The 1,780-nt window shown below is 54.8% G+C and carries 2 pseudogenes; one reads left to right on the top strand and one right to left on the bottom strand.

From position 1 onward, the window contains the following. Nucleotides 1-94: 94 nt before the first annotated feature. A pseudogene (locus Q0835_RS29800) lies at nt 95-220 on the bottom strand (IS6 family transposase); the annotation flags it as partial. A 175-nt stretch (nt 221-395) separates the two neighbouring features. Here Q0835_RS29800 and Q0835_RS29795 point away from each other — a divergent pair. Further along, nucleotides 396-1,427, top strand: a pseudogene (locus Q0835_RS29795) (IS110 family transposase). Nucleotides 1,428-1,780 lie beyond the last annotated feature (353 nt).

Here is a 1,780-nt window from a genome sequence, read left to right as displayed (position 1 = left end):
TCCCTTGGCTGCGCCATGTGTTTGCCGATGGCGGATATGCCGGTGAAAAGCTTCACGCCGCCTTGGTGGGCAACGGCCAGAAAACGGCCGGTTTGTAACGAATGACCCATCGGTTCAGTGTTGCGTGATCCACATCGACGCCGCGCTCTTCCATGATTTCCTCCAGATCCCGGTAGGAAACTCCATAGCGTACATAAAAGAAAACTGCGAAAAGAACCACGTCTTTCGGAAAATGTCAGCCTTTGAAACTAAGAAACGAAACGTACCTTGGAAGTAAGATCGGCGATGCCGTCTCCTATACCCTGAATAGATGGAGTGGTTGCCGCTCTACCCACCCGACGCGTTCTGTTGGAGGATCGTCGGGTTAAGGCCAATGGGTGGAGAGGAAGGCGAGCATGACCAAAGAGACGATGATCGGGATCGATCTGGCCAAGAGTGTTTTTCAAGTACACGGAGCTTCCATGTCCGGACAGATAGAGTTCCGGAGGAAGCTGACGCGGCAGCAATTTCGCAGGTTCATGGCTGAACAGGTTCCGGCGACGGTCGTGATGTAGGCATGCGGCAGTGCTCATTACTGGGCGCGCGAGATGGCCAAGCTGGGTCACGAAGTAAGATTGATCGCACCTCAGTACGTGCGCCCTTTCGTGAAGCGGCAAAAGAACGATGCAGCAGATGCTGAGGCGATAGTCATCGCCGCTCAACGACCGGAGATGCGTTTCATCACCCCGAAGGACGAAGATCAGCAAGCGCAGGCTCTTCTTTTTCGAGCAAGAGAGCGACTTGTGCGTCAGCGCACAGAGCTGGTGAATGCGTTGCGTTCAGTGCTTTATGAGTTCGGCCATCCAACACCACCGGGCATTGGGCATCTGAAGCGGATAGTGGCGATCATCGAAGCTAAGAACAGCGATTTGCCCGAACTGGTTGGCGACGAGTGCCGTGATCTTCTGTTGCAGATCTCCGAGAAGACGCAGCGGATTGAGACCAAGACCAAACAGATCGGTGTTCTGGCAACTCAAACCGATACGGCTCGTCGCTTGCAAACGATGCCAGGTGTCGGACCAATGAGCGCGTTGGCCGTTGAGGCTTTCGCTCCGCCGATGGAGAGCTTTCGGCGCGGACGAGATTTCGCGGCCTGGCTGGGTCTGGTTCCGCGACAGCACTCGTCTGGAGGTAAAGAGCGGCTTGGCCGTATATCGAAGGCTGGGCAGGCCGACATCAGACGGCTCCTAATCGTGGGCGCGATGTCTCGTCTGAATTGGCTGGGGCGAAAGACGATATCAGAGAAGTCTTGGCTGTCGCGAATGTTGGCCAGGAAGCCGAGGATGCTGTTGGCCATTGCGTTGGCAAACAAGATGGCACGGGCGATCTGGGCCATGTTGACGAAAGAGCAAGATTATCAGGATCCGGCGCAGGCTGCTGCTGCATGACAGAGGTGCGGCGCGGGGCAGTGTATTGCCGGTAATGGAGGTGTGAGAACGTCGACGATCCATATGGGTAAAATGATCGAACAGATCTGGGTCAGGAAAACCAGATAGGGGCTTGGAGCTATCAGCTCGCTGAATAGATTTGGACTTGATCCGCTGATCACCATATCGGCCAGCGGCTTCCTGAATGCCGCAATAAAAAGGCCTGACAGAAGACCGCACTCGATCGCACCCAAGGATCAGAAACTTCTTGCATTACGAGCGGCAACCACAGAAGCCCCTAGGTGTTTGATCCCAGATTTTGATGGTGCAGTCTTTTCTCCCGAATGGAAGGATGCACTATGGGACAGGTTTTA

The organism is uncultured Roseibium sp. (assembly GCF_947499295.1).
Classification (GTDB): domain Bacteria; phylum Pseudomonadota; class Alphaproteobacteria; order Rhizobiales; family Stappiaceae; genus Roseibium.
This window is presented reverse-complemented; position numbering and strand designations above follow the sequence as displayed.